Raw genomic sequence first — 22,636 nt, 5'->3', positions numbered from 1 at the left:
CGCGGCGGACCTCTTAACTCATCAGACGGTCACGCCGTAGCTTTCCAGATCAGCCTTCAGCTTCTCCGCCCCGGTGAAATGCACCGCCTGCCAGCCGGCTTTCTTCGCGCCTTCGACATTGGGCATCGAGTCGTCGATGAAGATCGTCCGCGCCGGCTCTAGACCGAAACTCTTCACGTGCGTCTCGTAGATCGCCACATCCGGCTTGATCAGTCCGACTTCGCCCGAAACCGTCACGCCGCGCGGCACCGTCAGGAACGGATACATCTCCTGCGCTTCCTTGAAGGTGTCGGCGGCGAAGTTGGTCAGCATGGTGACATCGCGTCCGGCCTCGATCAGCGAGAGCATGATCGCCACGCTATCCTCGTAGGCGTGCGGCACCATTTCTCGCCAGGTCTGCCGGAAAGCGCGAATGTGCTCGGCGCGGTCGGCATACTGGGCGATCAGCAGCGCTTCCGCGTCGGCCCATGTGCGGCCGCGGTCCTGTTCGATGTTCCAGTCGTGGGTGCAGACATTCTCGAAGAACCACTGGCGCTCGGCGGCATCCGGGATGATCCGGGAAAAGGGCAGGTTGGGATCGTAATGGATCAGCACCTTGCCGATGTCGAAGACGATGTGGTCGATCTGCGCGGTCATGAATTATCCTCTGTTTTTTCGAAAGGCGTCGGGAATAGCCTGTTCGATTACCTTTTTCATGACGGTCGGCAGCGCCTGCGCATCAAGATTTGCGACGGGCTCCCACCATCCGTTATCGGCCGGCGCCTCGACATCGGTCGCATGGAAGACGGAAAGCTTGAGTTCGAAATGGGTGAAGACGTGGGTGACGACACCTTTCGGCTGCCAGTTGGCATCGAACGGCGCATGATCTTCCGTATCGCCGCCATCGAGCCGCGCCGTCCATCCTGTCGTCGGCACTTCTGTCATGCCGCCAAGAAGGCCGGTCTCAACCCGTCGTCGCAACAGCACGCGGTTGTTGCTATCGACCGCGACGAAGGCGGCGCCGATCCTCACCGGCTTTTCTTTCTTGGCCGCCTTCACCGGGAAACGCTCCGGATCGTCGGTTGCGAGCGCCAGACAGTCGTCACGGAAGGGACAGAGCACGCAGCTCGGCCGCTTCGGTGTACAGATGGTTGCGCCGAGATCCATCATCGCCTGCGCAAAGTCGCCCGGCCGTTCGCTGGGCGTCATCGCCGCGACCCTGGCCTTCATCTCCGGCTTCGATCCGGGCAGCGGCGCGTCAATGGCATAAAGGCGGGAGATCACGCGCTCGACATTGCCGTCCATCACCGCCGCCGGGCGATCGAACGCGATGGCCGCTATGGCGGCGGATGTGTAATCGCCGATGCCGGGTAGGGACCGCAGACCGTCATCCGTATCAGGAAAGATGCCTCCGTGATCCGTCGCGACCGCATCGGCACATTTCTTGAGGTTGCGGGCTCGCGCGTAGTAACCGAGCCCTGCCCAAGCCGCCATCACGTCCTCGACCGGTGCCGCCGCGAGATCGTTGACGGTTGGCCACAATGCCAGGAACTTCGCGAAATAGGCCTTCACCGCCTGCACCGTGGTCTGCTGCAGCATCACCTCCGATAGCCAGACGTGATACGGATCGGCTTTGATGCCGCGCCGCGCCATGGGAGGGCTGACCCGCCAGGGCAGGTCGCGATGGTGGCGGTCGTACCACGACAAGAGTGTCGCGGCACGCCGGTTATCGGGGGGAAGCTGGTTCATTCTGTATCGCTGGCCGGAAATGACGTATAAGTGGACAAATCACCCCGCCGGATCAAGGCGGCCCTGCGGTATTGAAGCGTTGTCCCCATGAACCAGCCGAAAAGAGGTATCCGGCAGATTTCCGAGATTGCCAACGGCATCATCGACCCGGTGCTGGCACGTCGTGCCGGCATCAACACCGCTCTCCTTGGTTCGTGGGACGAGATCGCCGGCGAGAGCTTCGCAGACTGTACGCGGCCAGAAAAGATTTCCTGGCCACGCCGAGGTTCCGAGGACGGGGAAGGTGGTTATCGCCCGGGCATCCTGACTGTGGCCTGCGAAGGCGCACGGGCTCTGTTCCTCACCCATTCCCAGGGAGAGCTGATCGCCAGGATCAACGGCTTCTTCGGTTATCCGGCGATCGCGCAGATCCGCATCGTCCAGAAACCGGTTCTGCCTGTCACACGGGCCAAACGGGTGAAGCCTCTCGACGGCGTCAAGGCGAAGCGGCTCGAGGGCATGCTTGACGGCATCGAGAGCGAAAACCTCCGCAACGCCATTCGTCGCCTGGGGACTGGCGTTCTCGGCAAGAAACGCTGAACTCTCTCAGAGCTGGGGAATGTCGAGAATGCGTCGGCGCTCGCGGACATGCTCGTCGAGATGCGCTTCCAGCCGCTTGCGCAGCATGGTCTCGTCCTCGTCGAGTGCATAGGCGAGTGCATAGTTGCTGTAGGCGTTGAAGCTCACGCGCTCGACGAAATTCTGGTCGTCCGTCTTCACCTTGACCGAGAGGTAGGCGTTGCACACTGCACTTTCGGCTTTTTCGATCTGGGCCCGGTCATCAAGGCTGTAACGCGTGATGTATTCGCCGTTGCTGAGCGTTTCGCTGCAACCCTGGTTGAGTTCGACGCGGGAGCCGTCGCGCTTGAAGTACCAGATGTGGCTGATTTCCTCGCCCGGCTGCGGTGGGGTAGGTGCCACGGCATAGGAGGTGCTGCCCCACTTCCTGTTGATGCCGGCCATCAGGTCTGTGGCGCGCGGGCGTGCCAGTTTGTCAGGATACTCGAGCGTCCGCTCGATCTTGTAGAGGATGCGCGACCGGTTGTTCGGCGCGGAGCCGTAGAGCACATAGGTTTCGGTGTAGTCGCCCTTCTTGCGCTTCATGACGATCTTGCTGGCGAAGCTCTCGGTCTGGACGGAATAGGTCTTGTCGTAGTCGCTGTTGGACAGCACGAGCCGGTCTATGGTGCGCTCGACCTTCCAGCCCTCGCGCTCCTGCGTCATCAGAGCTTCTTCGCCTGAAGCAAGGCGGGCGATGCCGAACTGGCCGAGGACAAGCGGGTTGCTGTTTGCGCCCTGCGCAAAGGAAACGGGCGCCGGCTGGAGGCAGAGAAGGGACGACAGGAGCAGCAGTCTGGTGAGCTTCATCGAAACGGCTCTACGGGTCGGTCACGGTTCACAAGTTTGAACGAAAGGTAAGCGATAATGGTAAGCAAAGGGTTAGTGGTGCGCGCCTGTATCCATGCCGTCGCTCACGTAAAAGGCGGCATACGTCACAATTCTTTGATGCTTCCGCCCTCACCATGCCTTGTTTGAAGGCGATTGGCGCTGTAACGAATGGCAAAATTTCAACGTCCCAGTGCACGGATGTCACCATGACAAAGATCGACCTCACCCCGACCCGCCGCATTCTCCTCTCCGGTATCGCCCTTGGCGCTCTGTCGATGACGCTCACCGCCTGCAGCGATGAAAAGTCCGAACCGGCAGCCCAGGCACCGGCGGAAACCTCGACACCCGCAACGACGACAGCGCAGGCTGAGACGCCCGCGGAGACGACAACCGCGCCGGCAGCCAATGTCGAGTTGCCCAAGGCGGACCGCGATGTCGACATGGCGGAAGTGATGAAGCCGGGCCCGCTGCCGGAACTCGCTTACGGCGATCCGAACGCGCCGGTGAAGGTGGTCGAATACATGTCGATGACCTGCCCGCACTGCGCGCATTTCCATGCGACGACCCTGGACCCGATCAAGCAGAAATACGTCGACAGCGGCAAGGTTTACTTCGTCGTTCGCGAATTCCCGTTCGATCCGGCGGCCACGGCAGCCTTCATGCTCGCTCGCTGCGCGCCGGAAGGTCAGCAATTGCCGTTCATCTCCATGTTCCTGAAGCAGCAGCGTGCCTGGGCGGCTCCGTCGGACGGAGACGTACGCGGCGCGATGCTCCAGAACGCCAAACTGGCTGGTTTTACACAGGAGAGCTTCGAAGCGTGCTTGACGAACCAGCAGCTAGCCGCTGATGTGTCGGCAGTGCGTGACCGCGGCGCCAAGGAATTCGGTGTCCAGTCGACCCCGACCTTCCTGATCAACGGCAAGGCGTATTCTGGAGACATGTCGGTTGACACCATGTCGGCCCTTATCGACAGCTTCCTTTGATCGACGCGTCTTCGTGACGACGGGCGACGGGGAAACCCGTGCGCCCGTTTTTTCTTTGGTGATGACCGGGAGGGTGAGCCCATGAAGTTCACCAAGCTCCGCCTTCTCGGCTTCAAGACCTTCGTCGAGCCGTCCGAGTTCATCATCGAACGGGGCCTTACCGGCGTGGTGGGGCCGAACGGTTGCGGCAAGTCCAATCTCGTCGAGGCCCTGCGTTGGGTCATGGGCGAGAATTCCTACAAGAACATGCGCGCCTCCGGCATGGATGACGTCATTTTCTCCGGGTCTGGCAATCGTCCTGCGCGGAACTCCGCCGAGGTCGGTCTCTATCTCGACAATTCCGACCGCACCGCGCCCGCCGCCTTCAACGATCAGGACGAAATCCAGGTCACCCGCCGCATCGAGCGCGAGCAGGGGTCCGTCTATCGGATTAACGGCAAGGAAGCCCGCGCCAAGGACGTACAACTGCTGTTCGCCGACGCCTCCACAGGTGCCCGTTCGCCCTCCATGGTCGGGCAGGGGCGTATCGGCGAGCTGATCCAGGCCAAGCCGCAGGCAAGGCGCCAGTTGCTGGAAGAGGCGGCCGGCATTTCGGGCCTCCATTCGCGCCGCCACGAGGCCGAACTGCGCCTGCGCGCCGCCGAAACCAATCTGGAGCGCCTGGAAGACATCACCGTCCAGCTGGAAACCCAGATCGAAAGCCTCAAGCGACAGGCCCGCCAGGCGAACCGCTTCAAGGCGCTGTCCGCCGATATTCGCGCCCGTGATGCCATGTTGCTCTACATCCGCTGGGTCCAGGCCAAGGAGGCGGAGGCGGAAGCCGACAGCGCCCTGAACCAGGCCACCTCTCTGGTGGCCGAGAAGGCACAGATCCAGATGGAAGCGGCGAAGGCGCAGGGGATCGCCAGCCTCAAGATGCCGGAATTGCGCGAAGCGGAAGCCGCCGCGGCTGCCGCTTTGCAGAGGCTTCAGATCGCCCGAACGCAGCTCGACGAGGAAGCATCGCGCCTCTTGCGGCGGCGTGAGGAACTGACGCGTCGCCTGGCCCAACTGGGTGAGGACATCCGCCGCGAAGAGCGACTGGTTGCCGACAACGCCGAAGTTCTGGAGCGCCTTGCGTCTGAAGAGGCAGAGTTGCAGGAGTTCTTGGCGGACTCCGACCGGCAGGCCGAGGAAACCCGGACTGCGTTCGAAGCCGCCGCCGCGGATCTCGCTGACGCGGAGCGGGTGTTCGCCGCATTGACGGCTGAGCGAGCCGAGGCCGCCGCCGGCCGCAACCAGCTTGAAAAGGCGATCCGCGACCTTGCCGAGCGCCGCCAGCGTCTGGACCGGCAGGCTGGCGAGGCGAGGGGGGAGATCGAGACGATCGCCGCCCGTATCGCCGAACTCCCCGATCCGGGGGAGAAGCAGGAACTGGTCGAGGCGGCCGAAGCCCTGATCGAGGAATGCGAGACACGGGTCGCGGAAGCGGACGAGGCCGTCGCCAAGGCCCGTCGTGAGGAAGCGGAGGCCAGGCAGCCGGTGGAAGCCGCCCGCGGGCGCCTCAATGCGCTTGAAACCGAAGCCCGCACCATTGCAAAGATGCTCACCAGTTCCGCCGCGGCTGGCGATTTTCCGCCGGTGGCTGATGAGCTGGACGTCGATCGTGGTTTCGAAACCGCCCTTGGTGCCGCGCTGGGCGACGACCTTGAATCTCCCACCGATCCGCGCGCCCCGGCGCATTGGCTTGGCAACGGGGAGGGTGCTTCCGACCCTCCCTTGCCCGAGGGTGCCGTGCCGCTGATCGGTCATGTCCGCGCTCCAGCCGCACTCTATAGAAGCCTCCGCCAGATCGGCGTCGTCGCCGAGAGCGAGGCGCGTCACTTGATGCACCGCCTGGCGCCTGGCCAGCGGCTGGTCACTCGCGACGGGGCGGTCTATCGCTGGGACGGTCATATCAGGGGATCCGAAGCCCCGAGCGCCGCCGCGCTGCGGCTGGCCCAGAAGAACCGGCTGGCTGAACTGGAAGAGGAAACGGAAGAAGCTCGAGAAATGCTGGCCGAAGCCATGGAGCGTCAGGGCGCCGCCCACGAGGCGATCGGGCTTGCCGAGGAATGGCTGACCGAGGCCCGCGAGCGCCAGCGGCTCGCCGTGCGCCAGCTTGCCGAGGCGCGCGAGGCTCTTGCCGCCGCCGAGCGAGCGTCCGGCGATCTGATCCGCCGCCGAGACGTCGTGGAGGAAGCGCTGAGCAGCCTGACCGCCCAGATCGAGGAAGTGGTCGAGCAGGAGGAAGAAGCCCGCATCGCCATGGATGACGTGCCTGACCTCGCCGACATCGATGCCCGTCTGCGGGACCAGCAGACGACGGTTGCCACCGGGCGTGCCGTGCTGGCCGAGGCACGCGCCGTCCACGAAGGCCTGAACCGGGAAAACGACCAGCGGCGCCGCCGCATCCTGACGATAGGCCAGGAGCGTGCTACCTGGCAGGAACGGGCCGCAAGCGCCGAGCAGCATATCGCCACGCTTCGTGATCGCGAGGAGGAGGCTCGCGAGGAGATGACCTCGCTGGACCTCGCCCCGGAAGAGTTCGACGACAAGCGCCGGGCGCTGCTGGATGAACTGCAGAAGGCCGAGAGCAATCGCAAGGCCGCCGCCGATCGCCTGGTCGAGGCCGAAACCCTGCAGCGCGCCGCCGACCAGAAGGCTGCGACAGCGCTCTCGGAACTGGCCGAAAGCCGTGAGCGTCGCGGTCGCGCCGAAGAGCGGCTGGTCTCCGCCCGCGAACGGCGTAAGGAAACCGAGCAACGTATCGGCGAAGCACTGAACGTCCAGCCGGCCGGCGCATTTCAATTGACGGGTCTTAAGGACCCGTCGGATATCCCGGACCTGCGGGAGGTCGAGCGTGAACTCGACCGGCTGAAGATGGAGCGCGAGCGGCTCGGTGCCGTCAATCTCCGCGCCGACGAGGAACAGAAGGAACTCTCCGAACGTCTAGCCGCGCTGATCAAGGAGCGCGACGACATCATCGATGCGATCCGCAAGCTGCGCGGAGCGATCCAGAGCCTGAACCGCGAGGGCCGGGAACGGCTGCTCGCCGCCTTCGACGTCGTCAATGTCCAGTTCCAGCGCCTCTTCACCCACCTCTTCAACGGCGGCACAGCGGAACTCCAATTGATCGAGAGCGAGGACCCGCTCGAGGCTGGACTCGAAATCCTAGCCCGACCGCCAGGCAAGAAGCCGCAGACCATGACGCTGTTGTCCGGCGGTGAGCAGGCGCTGACGGCGATGGCTCTCATCTTCGCGGTGTTTCTCACCAATCCGGCGCCGATCTGCGTGCTGGATGAGGTTGACGCGCCGCTCGATGACCACAATGTCGAGCGCTTCTGCAACCTGATGGACGAGATGGCGATGTCGACGGACACGCGCTTCCTGATCATCACCCACAACCCGATCACCATGGCACGCATGAACCGCCTGTTCGGTGTCACGATGGCGGAGCAGGGCGTTTCACAACTCGTGTCGGTCGACCTTCAGACCGCGGAGGCCATGCGGGAGCGGGAAGCGGTATAGGTCTCGCACCCGAACGAGGGTCAGGCGGCGATCATCAGGCGGTCGCGGCCGCCGCGTTTTGCAGCATAAAGCGCCTTGTCCACCCTTGCATACAGGGACTCCAGGGTGTCGTCGGGGAGGACAACGGCCAGTCCCGCCGAAGATGTATAGCCAAAGCCGAGATCACCGTTCAGAGGGCGCCGCCCCCGCACCGAGCCGAGAATGCGGTCGACGATATTCTGTGCCTGCTCGGGAGAGGTATCCGGCAGCACCAGCATGAATTCCTCGCCGCCGATGCGCCCGAAACCGTCCCGAAGGCGAATTCCGGCCTGCACGGTTCGGGCGAAGTCGATGAGTACCTCGTCTCCCGCCAGGTGTCCGAAGCGGTCGTTCACGCCTTTGAAAAAGTCGATGTCGAAGAGCGCAACGCATCCGCTGCGTGCCGGGCCGCCATGTCGCCCGTTGAGCAGATCTTCCAGCATGGACATCATGTAACGGCGGTTCGCCACGCCTGTCAGATCGTCGGTCTGGGACGCGCGACGGGCGAAATCCCGATGCTGCCGGAGTTCCCGTTCGTCGGTCCTCAGTTCGGTGATGTCTACGGCGATGGCAAGCATCCAGCCATCCTGCTGCATGGTTTCCGTCATCAGGAACCATCGTCCATCGAGAAGGTCGACCTCGAACGACCGTTGCGTCTGCTTGCCTCGTCGTGCGATCGCTGACGCAAGCCAGGCCTCGAAATCGTCCGTCCGGATGACGGCGCCGCGGGTCAGGTGGTGATTTCGCCGCATGATATCGGCCCACAGCGGCGTTTCGCCCGCCGCGACACAGTAGGCTTGCCGGTAGGCCGAATTCGAGTATGCCAGCCGGTCTTTCGGATCGAACACGGCAATCAATGCCGGACTGTTCTCCTGCAATTCCGTTAGCTGTGGAAAAATCGGGGTCATACGTGTCCGGTCTTAAGCCGACGACCTTCGGTTATCGGGTGCTTATATTCGAAAAGTTTGAAATGTTTGTAAGCATGACGATTAAACTTTGAAGCAGTCGGCGACGTTTGCTGTCGCTGCCGCTTGGGGTAAGGTTGCGGCCATGAAACGCGCATCGCTCATCCTTGCGGCGCTTCTGTGCGCCAGTCCGCAACCCGTCTTGTCAGGCGAATCCGGACGTTTCCTTCCCCGCGTCGTGGCAGAATCCGAGATGCATCGGGAAAGCCTGTCCGCGCTCGTGAAAGGCCGGCGGGATATTCCGATCTGGGTGCGATCCATGATCTCGCGCGATACCTATGTCGCATTGGCTTCAGAAGCCATCGAAGTGGATGGCAAGCCCATGGAATTGTTCAGGGCATGTGAGCCGAGAAATTGCCCGGTAAGCGAAATCCGGGTGCTGTTCTCGCCCGATGGAAAGCGGGCGGTGATGATGAGCAGGGATGTCGACAGGGGCGTCACGCTGCTTGGCGACCCGTCTCCAGCCGAGCGCGTGCGTCTCGAGGATTGATGGCGCAACGCGGATTTCTGTCGCTCTCCCAACCAAATTAACCGCGCCGCCGCATTTATGATGCAATGCAGCATTTTCTTTGTTTCCCCACGTTTTCAATCTGTCACAATTCCTGTAAGGGCAGAACTGGCCGTTGTGGGTGGAGAAGAGAACAATGACCAAATGGGTCTACACGTTCGGGAACGGCGCGGCTGAGGGGCGCGCCGCCGATCGCGACCGTCTGGGAGGAAAGGGCGCCAATCTGGCGGAGATGGCGGCACTCGGCTTGCCCGTGCCTCCGGGGTTCACGATCATAGCCGACGCCTGTTCGCACTTCTATGCGAACGGACGCACGCTCTCCGACGACATTAAGACCGAAGTCCTCGAAGCGCTGAAGACCGTCGAGGCCGTCACCGGCCGTGGTTTCGGGGAGACCGGCACCCCGCTTCTGGTGTCCATTCGCTCCGGTGCGCGCGCCTCGATGCCGGGCATGATGGATACCGTCTTGAATCTCGGCCTTAACGACGTCACCGTCGCGGCGCTTGCCCATCAGGCGGGCGATGCGCGCTTTGCTTGGGACAGCTATCGCCGCTTCATCCAGATGTATGGCGATGTCGTCATGGGGCTGGATCACGAGGTCTTTGAAGAAATTCTGGACCACGAGAAGGCGCGGCTGGGTCACGATCTCGACACTGAACTCTCCGCCATCGAGTGGCAGCACGTCACCGACCTCTACAAGCAGACCATCAAGGAAGAGCTCGGCGAAACCTTTCCGCAGGACCCCTTCGTCCAGCTCTGGGGTGCCATCGGCGCCGTCTTCTCGAGCTGGATGAACCCGCGCGCCACCACCTATCGCATGCTGCACAATATTCCCGGCGATTGGGGTACCGCCGTGACCGTCCAGGCCATGGTGTTCGGCAATCTCGGCTCCACGTCAGCTACAGGCGTTGCCTTCACGCGCAATCCGTCGACCGGGGAAAACGCGCTCTACGGCGAGTTCCTGATTAATGCGCAGGGCGAGGATGTCGTGGCGGGTATCCGCACGCCGCAGTCGATCACGGAGGAGGGGCGTCTTGCCGCCCTCTCGGACCGGCCGTCGATGGAGAAGGTCATGCCGGAAGCGTTCGGCGAGTTCAGGGCAATCTGCACGCGCCTGGAAGCGCACTACCGCGACATGCAGGATCTGGAGTTTACCATCGAGCGGGGCAAGCTCTGGATGCTTCAGGCACGCTCCGGCAAGCGCACCACCAAGGCCGCGATGAAGATCGCCGTGGACATGGTCGGGGAGGGGTTGATCAGCGAGCAGGAAGCAGTCTCCCGCATAGACCCCGCCTCCCTTGACCAGCTTCTCCACCCGACGATCGATCCCCGCTTCGAACGCAAGGTGATCGGCTCCGGCCTGCCTGCGTCCCCCGGGGCGGCGACGGGCGAGATCGTGTTCACGTCGGAAGAGGCTGTCATCGCCGAGGAGGAAGGCCGCAAGGTCATTCTCGTTCGTGTTGAGACCAGCCCCGAAGACATCCACGGCATGCATGCTGCCGAGGGCATCCTGACGACACGCGGCGGCATGACAAGCCACGCGGCGGTTGTCGCCCGCGGCATGGGCATCCCCTGTGTCGTCGGCGCCGGAAACATGCGTGTCGATACCCGCAACGAGCTGCTGCTGGGCGTTGGCGTCACGTTCCGCAAGGGCGATGTGATCACTATCGACGGTTCGTCCGGACAGGTTCTGAAGGGTCATGTCCCGATGCTGCAGCCGCAACTGTCGGGCGATTTCGCGAAGCTCATGGAGTGGGCCGACAGCAGCAGGCGCATGACCGTGCGCACCAATGCGGATACTCCCGTGGACGCTCGCGCCGCCCGCTCGTTCGGGGCCGAGGGCATCGGCCTTTGCCGCACGGAGCACATGTTCTTCGAGGGTGACCGCATTCACGTCATGCGAGAGATGATCCTCGCCGAGGACGAGGGGGGCCGCCGCGCCGCGCTCGACAAGCTGCTGCCGATGCAGCGGTCTGACTTCACCGAACTCTTCGTCATCATGCATGGCCTGCCCGTGACGATCCGTCTGCTCGACCCGCCCTTGCACGAGTTTCTGCCGAAGAGCGAGGAGGAGGTTGCCGAGGTGGCCGCCGCGATGGACATGGAGCCCGCCTTCATGCGCGAGCGGATCGACGCCCTGCATGAGTTCAATCCCATGCTCGGACACCGCGGTTGCCGCCTGGCGATCTCCTATCCGGAAATCGCCGAAATGCAGGCCCGTGCCATTTTCGAGGCGGCGGTCGCCGCCGCCCGCGAAACCGGTGCCGCCGTGGTGCCGGAGATCATGGTGCCGCTCGTCGGCCTTCGCTCGGAACTAGACTATGTCAAAGGTGTGATCGACCGCGTTGCCCGCGCCGTGATGGACGAGGCGAAGATGGAAATCTCCTACCTCGTCGGCACCATGATCGAACTGCCGCGTGCCGCCTTGCGTGCCCACGTGATCGCCGAAGCCGCCGAATTCTTCTCCTTCGGCACCAACGACCTGACGCAGACCACCTTCGGCATGTCGCGCGACGATGCCTCGGCCTTCATCCCGACCTACCAGAAGAAGGGGATCATCGAGCACGACCCCTTCATCTCGCTCGATTTCGACGGCGTCGGCGAACTGATCCGCATCGCTGCCGAGCGCGGCCGCAAGACGCGCCCCGACATGAAGCTCGGCATCTGCGGCGAGCACGGCGGCGACCCGGCGTCCATCCACTTTTGCGAGGATGTCGGACTGGACTACGTCTCCTGCTCCCCGTTCCGCGTGCCGATCGCGAGGCTTGCCGCAGCACACGCGGCGATCAAGGCGAAGGGATAGTATCCTTACGCATTCCGCTGTTTCCGGAATGTGCAGAAAAATTTCTCCCCTCATGTCACATTGACCATCCTCCGCTCGTCATGATCTCGTAACCAACAGAAGGAACGATCTCATGACTGCAAGACTTGATCCCTTTGCCGCCGCTCCCGCCCTGATGAAAAAGTGGATGGCGGTCTCCATCGATGTGGCAGGAAGCCTGGAGTCGAGCCTGGTCGAGCTGGTGAAAATCCGCTCCTCCCAGATCAATGCCTGTGCCAATTGTCTCAACATGCACACGGCAGAAGCCCGTGCCAAGGGAGAGACGGAGCAGCGCATCTACCTCCTGTCAGCCTGGCGCGAGGCGCCCTGCTATACCGATCGCGAACGTGCGGCACTCGCCTGGACGGAAGCGCTGTCCACGCTGTCCGAGGGGCACCCTGAGCCGGCGGTCCAAGAGGTCCTGCAGACCGCCTTTACCGAGGAAGAACAGGTGAAGCTGACGCTGATGATCAATGTCATCAATGGCTGGAACAGGCTTGCCGTCGGCTTCGGCCTGTGGATCGAGACGCCGGCAACCCAGGCGGCCGGAGTTGCCGCCTGATGTTGCCCGCCGACCATACGGATGCGGCGGCGAGCTTCGATCCCCTGAGGCGCAAGCTGATGCGGCTCGCCTATCGCATGTTGGGTTCGGTCTCGGATGCGGAAGACATGCTGCAGGAGGCCTTCATCCGCTGGATGAAGGCCGATCGCACAGAAATTCGCGAACCCGAAGCCTTTCTCCGCCGCGTCGTCACGCGACTTTGTCTCGACCAGCTGAAATCGGCACGGCACAAGCGCGAAACCTATGTCGGCCCCTGGCTGCCCGAACCGGTGGTGGAGGACGAAGACGAACCTGAAGACGTCAGCTTGCCACTGATGCTCGCTCTCGAACGATTGTCGCCGCTGGAGCGGGCCGCCCTCCTACTGCACGACGTCTTCGGCCTGCCTTTCGAAGAAATCGCAGCGACTTTGGAGCGCGATGTTGCCGCCTGTCGCCAGCTAGCGGCGCGAGCGCGTCGAAACGTGCGGGAGAGCCGCATCCGCTACGCCGTCGACCGCCAGCGGGGGCTCGAAATGGCGGAAGCTTTCTTCAAGGCCTCGCGTAGCGGCGATATGACGGCGCTGTCGGCCATGCTCGCCGCCGATGTCGGCCTGCATTCGGATGGGGGTGGCAAGCGCCCTGCGGCGATCGCACCGATCCTTGGCCATGCGGCGGTGATGAAGGTTCATACCTACCTCTCGGACAAGATCTGGCGGACGGGATCCGAACTGTTGCGGGTCGGTCTCGTCAACGGCCTGCCGGGCTTCGTCACCCGGGAGCCGGACGGCGAGTTGCAGACAACGGCGTTGCAGATCGAGGACGGCGCCATTACCGCGATCTATGTAATGCGCAATCCGGATAAACTCCGCCACCTGCATTGAACGAGTGGCTCAGCCGGGGATCGCCGGGATGTCCCGCATGAGATCGGGTTCGTCATGCAGGAAGGTGAGCTGGAGTGTTACCCGGCGTTCCCGGTCGTCTCCGCTTGCTGGCGCCTCGGGAGGATCGACGGCGATTCCACCGTCTATCAAGGAGCCGATCAAATCCTCTATCGCCGTGCCCGGTAGCGCAAGCCGGACCGTCGTCATCTTGTTGGAATACATGTGCACGTCCTCGATCCAGCCGCCGCACGCATTGATCGCGTCGAACACGAAGCTCGTCGCGTCATTGCGCTCCCGGCGCGTCGCCGCTGTCAGCATCAGGATGGAAGTCATGTGGGGTTGTCTTCTGTCAGGTCGTCTTCGACGCAGGTTACGCCTCAAGGAAGGCGCCGACAACCGGTCATGGAAGCCGTCATTTCGGCCGGTTGCATGCCGTGACAAATGCCGCCGACTGTGGGATAGCGGGGTGAAGTCAAACCGCGCTGGAGGGTGAGTCGATGCCGGTCCTCAGGCCATTCCCTGTCGCTCGCGTGCGGCAAGTTCTGTTCCACGTCGCCACCGTTACGACGATCCTCGTCGCCACCGCCGGGACCGCCGACGCCCATGTCCTGGGCGGCGCCATGGGTGGTTTCGGTTCGGGTTTCGAGCATCCGCTGCTGGGACCTGACCATCTGCTCGCGATGCTTGCCGTCGGCCTTTGGGGCGCCCAGCTTGGTGGCCGTTCCGTCTGGTCGCTGCCCGCCACTTTCCCGCTGATCATGTGTATCGGCGGCATTGTCGGCATGACGGAGCTCTTCCCGATACCATTCATGGAACTCGGTATCGGTCTCTCCGTGCTTGTGCTGGGTCTTGCAATTGCGGCCGCCTGGAAGGCGCCGGAGTTTGTTGCGCTGCTGCTGGTCTCCGTCTTCGCGATCTTCCACGGTTACGCTCACGGCCAGGAACTGCCGGGCGCCGCCGATCCCGCCGCCTACGCGGTCGGCTTCGTCGTCGCGACCGGCCTGATCCATGTCGCCGGTGTCGTCATCGGCATGGTGCTCGGTCGCATCCGCGAGGGCCGGGTGGTTCGCCTGCTGGGCGCGCTCATCGCGCTGTGCGGCGTCTACTTCGCCGTCAGCGCCGTCGTCTGAACCATGGCTGCGCGTGGAACGTCACAGACAGGCGAACATGGCGTCCCTGGCGAAAGCCGGGCGGAGCGGCGTCGGCGGTTGCGTGCGCTCGGATCGGCGGGACCGACATCGTTCGAACCTCCTTCGCGCATGGATCGGTTCAGGGCCGTAGCGCGGACAGGAGGGTTCCGTTTCTCCGCTGCCTGGCTTGCCTTCGGCTTCCTGCTCGTTCTTCTCTCCCAGACGCTGCCGCACGACTACGGCTTTCTGGAGCTTGGCTGGCTCTTCACGCTCTCGGTCTATGACCTCGTGCTTGCCATGCTGGGCCTGTCGGTGGCGCTCGCCTTCGCCGAGACGGTAGCGGCCGCCGCCGCCATCCCGGTGATGTTCGCCCTCGTCCTGCTGCCGATAATGATCTTCTTCGACGAGGTCTTTTTTCTCATCCGTGAGACGGTTCTGGGCTATAATCTCTTTCTCGTCGCACCGCTCGCCGTCATGGTTACCGGCCTTGCCCTCTGGCTGCCCGGCCGATGGAGAGACCGGGCGGCCGTTCTCGCCGCGGCAATCGTCGCCTTTTCGCTGTCGCTCTTTGTCGGACTGGATGATCTCGGCGTGGGGGTTGCCGATTTCGCCTCGGGCACGCTGTTCTGCAGCCTCTGGCTGGTCACCGCGCCCGGTCTCGTGTTGCGGCAGTTCCGCGGCGGCTGGCTCACCATCCCGTCCCGCATTATCGGCAGCTGGCTGGTGGTGATCGCGATCGTCGTCGGTGTCTCGCTCTATGTTCCGCCGAAGCGTATTGCCCCGCCACCGCCGCAGCCTTCGACCGACACCAGCATCCGCCTCGACGATGGAACGGTGATCGACGTTCCCGATCCCACCGACGAGGAGCAGTAGTCATGGACATCGCCACGCTGCTCCCTGGACGGATCGGATCCTTCGGAAAGACTGACAGCCTCGCACCAGCGCACCATGTCTTGGTGGTGACTGCATGAAGATCCGCTACGATCGCCCCGTATCCAGGTCCGCTTTCCTTGCCCGCCGGCTCGCCCTTTTCGCGCTGGCAATGATCCTTGTTGCCGGACTGGCGCATCGTTTCGGTCCGCTCTCCACGCCCGATTTCGTGGCACTTGCACTCGTCGCGGCCGTTCCGGCGGCTGTGTCGGTCCCCCTCGCACTTATCGGTCTCGCGCGTTTGTGGTTCGTCGGCGCCTTGGGCGGCGTTGCCGCAACGCGTGCCCTTCTGTATGCGGCACTACCGCTCGGCCTCGCGCTGTTCGGCGCCTGGCGCTACATGGCGCTGCCGGAAATCTATGACGTGACGACGGATGTCATCGATCCCCCCGCCTTCATCGAAACGGCCGAGTTCGACCAGAAATGGCTTCCGCGTCCGGCGATCCGTCCCGAGGACCGGAGGGAACAGGCCCGCGCCTATCCGGCGCTCGCCTCCCGCAGATACGATGGTGCGCTCGATCGCGTCTACGAGGCCGTGGTTCGCGTGGCGGCGCAAAAAGGGTGGCGGATTGGTCCGACCCGCGGCACCGAATATGCCGTTCCCGAACTGTTGCCGGAGACAGAAGCAGGCGAAACCGAACTCGACGGCGCACCGGATGACGTCGTGCCGGAGGTCGGCCCTGTTCCCAAGCCACGTCCGCAGGAGCCGCTCGTCTCTGTTCCCGCCACACCCGAAGGGACCGTCCTCATCCAGGCTGAGACCCGCGGCCTCGTTCTCGGTTTTCCCATGGATACGATGATCCGCCTGCGCGAAGAGGCCGAGACGACGCTCGTCGATCTCCGCGTAGAAAGCCGCTACGGACCCCATGACCTCGGTTTCGGCGCGGAGACTGCGCAAGACTTCCTGCATGCCCTCGATGCGGAACTGCTTGGCATCGCCGGCGATTGAGGAATGTCAGGCAGGCATGTAGGTGCCGGTGAGCCGGGGCGGCCCCTCGGTGATAACAAGCCCCTTTTCAACCAGATCCTCGATATGGGCCAACACTGAAAGTGCCGCAGCGCCGTGCAGTCTCGGATCCGTGCTGGCGTAGATAACCTTGACCATATCAGGGATCAGCCGGTCTCCCGCCTTGATGCGCTCCAGCACGGCCCGCTCGCGCATGCGCCGGTGGGTCCTCAGCCCCCGCAGGAAGGATTGCGGCTCCCTGACCGGGCCGCCATGGCCCGGCAGGAATATCCGGTCGTCACGCGTAAGCAGCCGCTCCAGTGAGGCCATATAGTCGCCCATCGCCCCATCCGGAGGAGCAACGATCGAGGTCGCCCATGCCATGACATGGTCGGCGGAAAACAGGATGCCGCTGCCGTCGAGAGCGAAAGCGGCATGGTTGGCGGTATGTCCTGGCGTCAGGATTGCCGTCAGCGAAAACCCGTCGGCTTCGATCCTGTCACCATCGCCGACCTTAACGTCGGGCACGAAGTCCGTGTCCGAACTCTCCGCAAACGGATTGGTCTCGCCCTCGTGCAGCGGTCGCGCCGGCCGGTGCGGCCCTTCGGCCACGATCAGGGCGCCGGTTGCCGCCTTCAGGCGGCGCGACAGCGGCGAGTGATCGCGGTGGGTGTGGCTGACGAGGATATGGCTGACGGGCCGATCGCCGATCGCTGCCATCAGAGCGGAAAAATGCGCGTCGTCCGCCGGTCCCGGATCGATCACCACGAGGCTATTCCTGCCGACAATGTAGGAATTGGTCCCGTGGAAGGTGAAGGGGCCGGGATTGTTCACGGTGATCCGCAAGACGTCCTCTGCGACAGGCACGGCCTGGCCATGGGCGGGCTGGAACTCCAGCTCGAACCGGGGTTGCTCGTCGCTCATTGGCTCGCTCACTTGTACTCGATCTCGATGAAGCTCATCGGCGCATCGCCGCCATTGATCACGTTGTGCTCGACGCCCGCCTCGCGGCGGTAGACCTCGCCGGCTCTGCTGGTGACACGCCGTTCGCCGCCGGCGTCCTCGATCAGGAAATGGCAGTCGGTCATCGGCACCACGACATAGCCGAGCCCGTGCACATGATGGCCGGTCGCAGCCCCCGGCTCGAAATCCCAGCGCGTCGCCCGAACCACCGCGTCATCGATCAGCAATGTGGGGATGGCGGGTGGACGGGCCGAGTAACCGGGCATGGCAGGCTCCTGCTGCGGGTGCGAAGGAACCGATTGTTATCGCCAAGCCGAGGCCGGCGCAAAGAAAAACAGCCCCGCCTCCGATGGAACGGAGACGGGGCTATCGTGCCGGGACGCAATCAGGCGGCGCGGCGCCGCTCGTGCTTGCCTTCCTCGATTTCCTCGACGATCTTGGAAACAAAGGCATCCAGATCGGCCGGCGACCGCGAGGTGACGATACCCTGGTCGGTCACCACTTCGGAATCCTGCCAGTTGGCACCGGCATGGACGAGGTCGGTGCGGATCGATTCATACGATGTCGCGTCACGACCCTTCAGAGCGCCGGCCTCGACCAGCAGCCAAGGACCGTGGCAGATGGCCGCCACAGGTTTGCCGCTGTCGACGAAATCCTTGACGAGCTTTACCGCGCTCTTTTCCTTGCGCAGCAGGTCCGGATTGATCTGGCCGCCGGGAATGACGAGGGCGTCATAGCTGTCTATGCGGGCATCGGAGACCGTCAGATCGACATCGATGGAATCGCCCCAGTCCTTCTGATCCCAGCTCTTGATCGGACGCTTTTCAAGCGAGGCGATCTCGACCTTGGCCCCTGCGGCCTTCAGCTTGTCATAGGGAACGCGAAGCTCCGAACGCTCGTAGCCGTCGGTGGCGAGAATAAGGACGCGGGCGGAATTGATGGAGGGCATGGTCTTCTCCTTTTTGTTTCGTTTCGGGGGACGACAGGAAAACCCGTGGCGGCATCGGATGTTCCGACACCTGCGACATTTGACCACCATGCGAGCGCTTCGTCCCGGCATCGCATCCGTCGTGAGACAACCCGTCAAAAAAGCGCGACGAAGTGATTGCCGCCATCGCCGAGCTTTGCTAATCAGGCGTCGATTTGCGGCGGGTGACACCGTTCCGCGATCTCTGTTGGGGCGTCGCCAAGCGGTAAGGCACCGGTTTTTGGTACCGGCATTCCCAGGTTCGAATCCTGGCGCCCCAGCCACCGCTTTCTTCCGAATTTCGCTGCTAAAGCGGATTGGTCCGAGCGAAGAGGCAGCACGCGCGGGCTGGCCCGGTTCTTGCTTCTTTTCGGGCATGAAAATAGCCCAGCTCCAACTTGCTTCAGACCATACCTGGCACCAGGTGTTCACGACGCTTGATCGTGAAGGCCAGGCGCTCAATATCCAGATTCGCCGTATGATCGTGCAGGCGGTCGAGACCGGACTTCTGCCGGTCAATGTGCGTTTGCCCTCTTCGCGCGAGCTTGCGCTTCGGCTCGGCGTCGGCCGCAATACGGTGACGGCGGCCTACCAGCAACTGATCGACGAGGGTGTGCTTGCCTCCCGCGAGCGCGCCGGCATCTTTGTTCGTGCCGTCGCGAAACCATCGGTCGCGGCAACTAAAGCCCGCCCGTCATCGGACTGGTCGGCCCGCTATGCGATCCGGCCGTCGCGCCTGCCGCAGATCAGCAAGCCGCGTGACTGGCGAACCTATCCCTATCCCTTCCTCTCCGGCCAGTACGATCCCGGCCTGTTTCCGACGAACAACTGGCGCGAGGCAGTGCGCGCTACATCCAGCGTCCAGGAAATCCAGGTCTGGGCCGCCGACATGATCGATGACGACGATCCCGACCTGATTGAGCAGTTGCGCATCCAGGTCCTGCCGCGCCGGGGCATATTCGCCCAGCCCGGGGAGGTGATCCTCACGCTCGGTTCCCAGCAGGCGTTATCGATGCTGGTCCAGCTGTTCGTCGGTCGCGATACGCCGGTGGGGCTGGAGGATCCCGGTTATCCCGACCTGCGCAACATGGTGCGGCTTGCCACCCGCAGACCGGTCTTTCTGCCTGCCGATCGAGACGGATTGCTGCCGGGCGATGAGTTCGCACGCTGCGAACTCGCCTTCGTCACCGCCGGCCATCAGTGCCCGACCACCGGCGTCATGCCGCTGGAGCGGCGTCTGGCGCTGGTCGAGGCCGCGGCGCGCAACGATGTGCTGCTGGTCGAAGACGATTACGACGCCGATCTCTCGGTCGAGGCCGACAGCGATATCCCGGCGCTGAAGAGCCTGGATACGGCGGAGAGGGTCATCTATGTCGGCAGCTTCTCGAAGGTGCTGGCGCCCGGACTTCGTGTTGGCTATGTCGTCGCGCCGAAGCCGGTGGTCGACGAACTGCGGGTCCTGCGGCGACTGATGCTGCGCCATCCCCCGACAAACAACCAGCGTTCACTCGCGACATTCATCGGCCTTGGACACTATCGGCTTCACCTCGCCCGCGCCGGCGCGGCCATCCTGGAACGGGCAAGTCTTATCGCCCGCCTTCTGCCGGAAACGATGCCCTCCTGCCGATTTGAACGGGGCGAGGGGGCGACGAGCTTCTGGATCGAGGGACCACCCGGCTTCGACGCGCGCGCCATGGCCGAGCATGCACGAAAACAGGGCATCCTCGTCGAGGCTGGCGACATCTTCTTCTCGGATCCGACACGCGGCGCCCGGTTTTTCCGTATCGGCTTCAGCTCGATCGCCACGCACCGCATCGAGGCCGGTATCGTCAAACTTGGGTCGGTCGTTGAGGAACACTGCCGCCGAGCGCTGGCTTTCGCCGATCCCGTTTGAGGCCTGGAGGAAGGCGGGGTACCAGATCGCCTTTTCGATGGTGCCAGCACCGGAAAACACGCCGGTTCAAGCGCGCGCGTGATAAAACTCTTCCGCCCGGAATGTCCGGGTTCGGCGGCCGAAAGGCAAAACGGGAGAGGTCTAATGAACATAGCCGCGCAGCCCAACGACATACGCGATGTCATCGAGGCCGACCGTGCCCATGTCTGGCATCATCTCGTCCAGCACAAGCCCTTCGAAACCAACGATCCGCGCATCTTCGTCGAGGGCAGGGGCATGCGGCTCTGGGATGCTACCGGCAAGGAGTATCTTGACGCGCTCTCGGGCGGCGTCTGGACCGTCAACGTCGGATTCGGCCGCGTCAGCATCGCCGATGCGGTGCGTGACCAGCTTGTGAAGCTCAACTATTTCGCCAACTCCGCGGGTTCGATTGCCGGCGCGAAGTTCGCCGAGAAGCTCATCTCGAAGATGCCTGGCCTCACCCGCGTCTACTATTCGAATTCCGGCTCGGAGGCGAACGAGAAGGTCTTCAAGATGGTGCGCCAGATCGCGCATCGTCATCACGGTGGCCGCAAGGTGAAGATCCTCTACCGCGAGCGCGACTATCACGGCACCACGATCGGCACGCTTGCCGCCGCCGGCCAGCCGCAGCGGCGCGAGCAGTATGGCCCCATGCCACCCGGTTTCGTCGAGGTGCCGCATTGCCTGGAATACCGCAGCCAGTACGGCGCCATCGACAATTACGGCGAGCGCGCGGCCGAAGCGATCGAGGAGGTCATCCTGCGCGAAGGGCCGGATACGATCGGTCTGCTCTGCCTTGAGCCGGTCACGGCGGGTGGCGGCGTCATCGTGCCGCCGACCGGCTATTGGCAGAAGGTCCAGGAGATCTGCAAAAAATACGATATCCTGCTGCATATCGACGAGGTCGTCTGTGGCGTCGGCCGCACCGGAAAGTGGTTCGGCTACCAGAACTTCGGCATCGAGCCTGACTTCGTCACCATGGCCAAGGGGGTCGCCTCCGGCTACGCGGCGATCTCCTGCACGGTGACGACCGAGAAGATCTTCGAGATGTTCAAGGACGATGCGGACGATCCCATGTCCTATTTCCGCGATATCTCGACCTTCGGCGGCTGCGTCGCCGGCCCTGCTGCCGCGCTGGAAAACATGCGCATCATCGAGGACGAGGGCCTGCTGGACAATACGCTCGCCATGGGCGAGCGCCTGCGCGCCAATCTGCGTGAGCTGATGGAAAAACATGCGGTCATCGGCGACGTTCGCGGCGGCGGCCTGTTCTGCGGCGCCGAACTGGTGGCCGATCGTGGCACCAAGGAGCCGGCACCGGAGAAGCTGGTCCAGGCGGTCGTGGCCGATTGCGCCGCCCAGGGCGTCATCATCGGTGCGACGAACCGCTCGCTTCCCGGCTTGAACAACACGCTCTGCCTCGCGCCTGCGCTGATCGCCGGCGAGAACGACATCGATACGATCACGGATGCGATCGGCAAGGCGCTGACCAAGGTCTTCGGCTAAGGCTTGCTTCACAACTGGAGATGCGGCACGAGAGGCCGTCGCGGTTTGCCGCGGCGGCCTTGTCCGTTCAGGTCGTTTCGCGATGGATCTGGAACGGCGCCCAGGACTGGCTGACCGGCATAATTTCCAGGCTGTTGATATTCACGTGTGGCGGCAGCGACGCGACCCAGTGGATGGTCTCGGCAATATCCTCAGGCTGCAAGGGGTTGGCTCCGGCATAGAGCCGGTCATAGGCCGCCTTGTCGCCGCCGGTACGGACCAGCGTGAACTCGCTCTCCGAAAGCCCCGGCTCGATCGAGGTGACCCGCACCCCTTTGCCGGAAAGGTCGCTGCGCAGTCCGAGCGAAAACTGGCGGACGAAGGCCTTGGTGCCACCATAGACATTGCCGCCCGGATAAGGCCAATTCGAGGCGATCGAGGCGAGATTGACGACGAGCCCACGACGCGCGATGAGCGTGTCGAGAAGCAGCCGCGTGATGGTGACGAGCCCTGTAATGTTGGTGTCTATCATCGTCTTCCAGTGGTCGAGATCGCAATCCTGAGCGGGGCCGTTGCCGAGCGCGAGGCCGGCATTGTTCACCAGCACGTCTATGTCACGGAAGCCTGCCGGTAGTGAGGCGAGGGCAGAGCGGGTCTCGGTTTCGTCGCGTATATCGAAGCACAGTGCCAGCGCTCGTTCCTGGCCGCCCAGTTCCTCGACCAGGGCATCCAGCCTGTCCTTGCGGCGGCCGGTCAGCACCAAGCTCCAGCCCTCGCGCGCGAAGCGTTGCGCCACGGCCTTGCCGAAGCCCGAGGTGGCGCCGGTGATGAAAGCGGTTTGCGACATGGGGTAATCCTTTCGACGGGCAAGAGACGTG

General features: G+C 63.4%; 21 protein-coding genes and 1 tRNA gene. 13 read left to right on the top strand and 9 right to left on the bottom strand.

Translation table 11 applies throughout. The features are described 5' to 3' along the window. Window positions 1-21: 21 nt before the first annotated feature. Together J5J10_RS13325 and mutY are read right to left on the bottom strand one after the other, a co-directional pair. Window positions 22-636: an HAD family phosphatase gene (locus J5J10_RS13325; RefSeq protein WP_211930255.1), complete on the bottom strand. Its 615-nt coding sequence runs from the start codon at window positions 634-636 to the stop codon at window positions 22-24. Between the two features lie 3 nt (window positions 637-639). After that, entirely contained in the window at window positions 640-1,728 is a 1,089-nt protein-coding gene (mutY, locus tag J5J10_RS13320) for an A/G-specific adenine glycosylase (RefSeq protein ID WP_211930254.1), read from the bottom strand. 87 nt (window positions 1,729-1,815) lie between these two features. Here mutY and J5J10_RS13315 point away from each other — a divergent pair, with 87 nt between their 5' ends. Next, the gene (locus tag J5J10_RS13315) at window positions 1,816-2,307 is read left to right on the top strand and encodes a DUF721 domain-containing protein (RefSeq protein WP_211930253.1); all 492 of its coding nucleotides are present in this window, start codon (window positions 1,816-1,818) and stop codon (window positions 2,305-2,307) included. 6 nt (window positions 2,308-2,313) lie between these two features. Here J5J10_RS13315 and J5J10_RS13310 read toward each other — a convergent pair whose 3' ends face one another. Continuing rightward, window positions 2,314-3,135, bottom strand: a complete 822-nt coding sequence (locus J5J10_RS13310; RefSeq protein ID WP_211930252.1) for a hypothetical protein — start codon at window positions 3,133-3,135, stop codon at window positions 2,314-2,316. Between the two features lie 227 nt (window positions 3,136-3,362). Between J5J10_RS13310 and J5J10_RS13305 the strand changes: the two genes are divergently transcribed. Together J5J10_RS13305 and J5J10_RS13300 are read left to right on the top strand one after the other, a co-directional pair. Then, window positions 3,363-4,139, top strand: coding sequence for a DsbA family protein (locus J5J10_RS13305; protein ID WP_211930251.1), 777 nt, complete (start codon window positions 3,363-3,365; stop codon window positions 4,137-4,139). 81 nt (window positions 4,140-4,220) lie between these two features. Next, window positions 4,221-7,688: a chromosome segregation SMC family protein gene (locus tag J5J10_RS13300; protein ID WP_211930250.1), complete on the top strand. Its 3,468-nt coding sequence runs from the start codon at window positions 4,221-4,223 to the stop codon at window positions 7,686-7,688. A 20-nt stretch (window positions 7,689-7,708) separates the two neighbouring features. On the opposite strand, the gene J5J10_RS13295 is transcribed toward J5J10_RS13300, so the two are convergent. Beyond that, window positions 7,709-8,614 carry a sensor domain-containing diguanylate cyclase gene (locus J5J10_RS13295; RefSeq protein ID WP_211930249.1) on the bottom strand — a complete coding sequence of 302 codons (906 nt, stop codon included), beginning with the start codon at window positions 8,612-8,614 and terminating at the stop codon, window positions 7,709-7,711. Window positions 8,615-8,756: 142 nt separating this feature from the next. On the opposite strand from J5J10_RS13295, the gene J5J10_RS13290 reads away from it, so the two are divergent. The 4 genes from J5J10_RS13290 to J5J10_RS13275 all read left to right on the top strand — a co-directional run bounded on the left by J5J10_RS13290 (window position 8,757) and on the right by J5J10_RS13275 (window position 13,422). Beyond that, a complete protein-coding gene (locus tag J5J10_RS13290) occupies window positions 8,757-9,161 on the top strand; it encodes an Ivy family c-type lysozyme inhibitor (protein WP_211930248.1) in 405 nt (134 codons plus the stop codon). Between the two features lie 154 nt (window positions 9,162-9,315). Then, window positions 9,316-11,982, top strand: coding sequence for a pyruvate, phosphate dikinase (gene ppdK, locus J5J10_RS13285; protein ID WP_211930247.1), 2,667 nt, complete (start codon window positions 9,316-9,318; stop codon window positions 11,980-11,982). A gap of 112 nt (window positions 11,983-12,094) precedes the next feature. After that, window positions 12,095-12,562, top strand: coding sequence for a carboxymuconolactone decarboxylase family protein (locus tag J5J10_RS13280; RefSeq protein ID WP_211930246.1), 468 nt, complete (start codon window positions 12,095-12,097; stop codon window positions 12,560-12,562). Beyond that, on the top strand, window positions 12,562-13,422 hold the full coding sequence (locus tag J5J10_RS13275; RefSeq protein ID WP_211930245.1) for a sigma-70 family RNA polymerase sigma factor: 861 nt from the start codon (window positions 12,562-12,564) through the stop codon (window positions 13,420-13,422). Before J5J10_RS13280 ends, J5J10_RS13275 begins: the two co-directional genes overlap by 1 nt. Before the next feature lie 9 nt (window positions 13,423-13,431). Here the strand turns inward: J5J10_RS13275 and J5J10_RS13270 are convergent, their stop codons facing one another. Next, window positions 13,432-13,755, bottom strand: coding sequence for a hypothetical protein (locus J5J10_RS13270; protein ID WP_211930244.1), 324 nt, complete (start codon window positions 13,753-13,755; stop codon window positions 13,432-13,434). A 164-nt stretch (window positions 13,756-13,919) separates the two neighbouring features. On the opposite strand from J5J10_RS13270, the gene J5J10_RS13265 reads away from it, so the two are divergent. From J5J10_RS13265 to J5J10_RS13255, 3 genes are all read left to right on the top strand, one after another. Continuing rightward, a complete protein-coding gene (locus J5J10_RS13265) occupies window positions 13,920-14,552 on the top strand; it encodes a HupE/UreJ family protein (RefSeq protein WP_208548681.1) in 633 nt (210 codons plus the stop codon). 129 nt (window positions 14,553-14,681) lie between these two features. Beyond that, entirely contained in the window at window positions 14,682-15,425 is a 744-nt protein-coding gene (locus J5J10_RS13260) for a hypothetical protein (RefSeq protein ID WP_211930243.1), read from the top strand. A gap of 94 nt (window positions 15,426-15,519) precedes the next feature. Next, on the top strand, window positions 15,520-16,431 hold the full coding sequence (locus tag J5J10_RS13255) for a DUF1499 domain-containing protein (protein ID WP_211930242.1): 912 nt from the start codon (window positions 15,520-15,522) through the stop codon (window positions 16,429-16,431). Window positions 16,432-16,437: 6 nt separating this feature from the next. On the opposite strand, the gene J5J10_RS13250 is transcribed toward J5J10_RS13255, so the two are convergent. From J5J10_RS13250 to J5J10_RS13240, 3 genes are all read right to left on the bottom strand, one after another. Continuing rightward, window positions 16,438-17,352 (bottom strand): MBL fold metallo-hydrolase, encoded by a 915-nt coding sequence (locus tag J5J10_RS13250; RefSeq protein WP_211930241.1) that lies wholly within the window; start codon window positions 17,350-17,352, stop codon window positions 16,438-16,440. An 8-nt stretch (window positions 17,353-17,360) separates the two neighbouring features. Beyond that, a complete protein-coding gene (locus J5J10_RS13245; RefSeq protein WP_208548685.1) occupies window positions 17,361-17,657 on the bottom strand; it encodes a cupin domain-containing protein in 297 nt (98 codons plus the stop codon). Window positions 17,658-17,776: 119 nt separating this feature from the next. Beyond that, on the bottom strand, window positions 17,777-18,340 hold the full coding sequence (locus J5J10_RS13240) for a type 1 glutamine amidotransferase domain-containing protein (RefSeq protein WP_211930240.1): 564 nt from the start codon (window positions 18,338-18,340) through the stop codon (window positions 17,777-17,779). Window positions 18,341-18,567: 227 nt separating this feature from the next. Here J5J10_RS13240 and J5J10_RS13235 point away from each other — a divergent pair. The 3 genes from J5J10_RS13235 (at window position 18,568) to J5J10_RS13225 (ending at window position 21,779) form a co-directional block, all read left to right on the top strand. Next, a tRNA-Gln gene (locus J5J10_RS13235) sits at window positions 18,568-18,642 on the top strand. 92 nt (window positions 18,643-18,734) lie between these two features. Beyond that, window positions 18,735-20,252: a PLP-dependent aminotransferase family protein gene (locus J5J10_RS13230; protein ID WP_211930239.1), complete on the top strand. Its 1,518-nt coding sequence runs from the start codon at window positions 18,735-18,737 to the stop codon at window positions 20,250-20,252. 144 nt (window positions 20,253-20,396) lie between these two features. Continuing rightward, complete coding sequence (locus tag J5J10_RS13225; RefSeq protein WP_211930238.1) at window positions 20,397-21,779, top strand: aminotransferase class III-fold pyridoxal phosphate-dependent enzyme; 1,383 nt, start codon at window positions 20,397-20,399, stop codon at window positions 21,777-21,779. Between the two features lie 67 nt (window positions 21,780-21,846). On the opposite strand, the gene J5J10_RS13220 is transcribed toward J5J10_RS13225, so the two are convergent. Beyond that, a complete protein-coding gene (locus tag J5J10_RS13220; protein WP_211930237.1) occupies window positions 21,847-22,605 on the bottom strand; it encodes an SDR family oxidoreductase in 759 nt (252 codons plus the stop codon). Window positions 22,606-22,636 lie beyond the last annotated feature (31 nt).

Source organism: Ciceribacter sp. L1K23, from assembly GCF_018122705.1.
GTDB lineage: Bacteria > Pseudomonadota > Alphaproteobacteria > Rhizobiales > Rhizobiaceae > Allorhizobium.
This window is presented reverse-complemented; position numbering and strand designations above follow the sequence as displayed.